This window comes from Escherichia sp. AM3 (assembly GCF_032029835.1).
In the GTDB taxonomy this organism is placed as follows: domain Bacteria; phylum Pseudomonadota; class Gammaproteobacteria; order Enterobacterales; family Enterobacteriaceae; genus Escherichia; species Escherichia coli.
In genome coordinates, this window is record NZ_JAVUPQ010001347.1 from 1 (window position 1) to 232 (window position 232).

The following is a 232-nucleotide window of genomic DNA, read 5'->3' on the forward strand; positions in this document are numbered from 1 at the left end:
CGGCGCCGAAAGAAGCCTTACCTGCGTCCACCGGCTGGGGACAGTTCTCCAGCGGCTTTCGTGAAGCGCTGACCATGGCCTGGCTGGCGATGGCGGCCAACAAAATGCGCACCCTGCTGACCATGCTCGGCATCATTATCGGTATTGCCTCGGTGGTGTCGATTGTGGTGGTGGGCGATGCGGCGAAACAGCTGGTGCTGGCGGATATTCGCGCCATCGGGACTAACACCAT

The 232-nt window shown here is 61.2% G+C and carries 1 protein-coding gene; it reads left to right on the forward strand.

Annotated features, from left to right (window positions below; genetic code table 11):
- Positions 1 to 232: ABC transporter permease (locus RTW80_RS31000; RefSeq protein WP_312722101.1), on the forward strand; the 232-nt coding region annotated here is incomplete at both ends.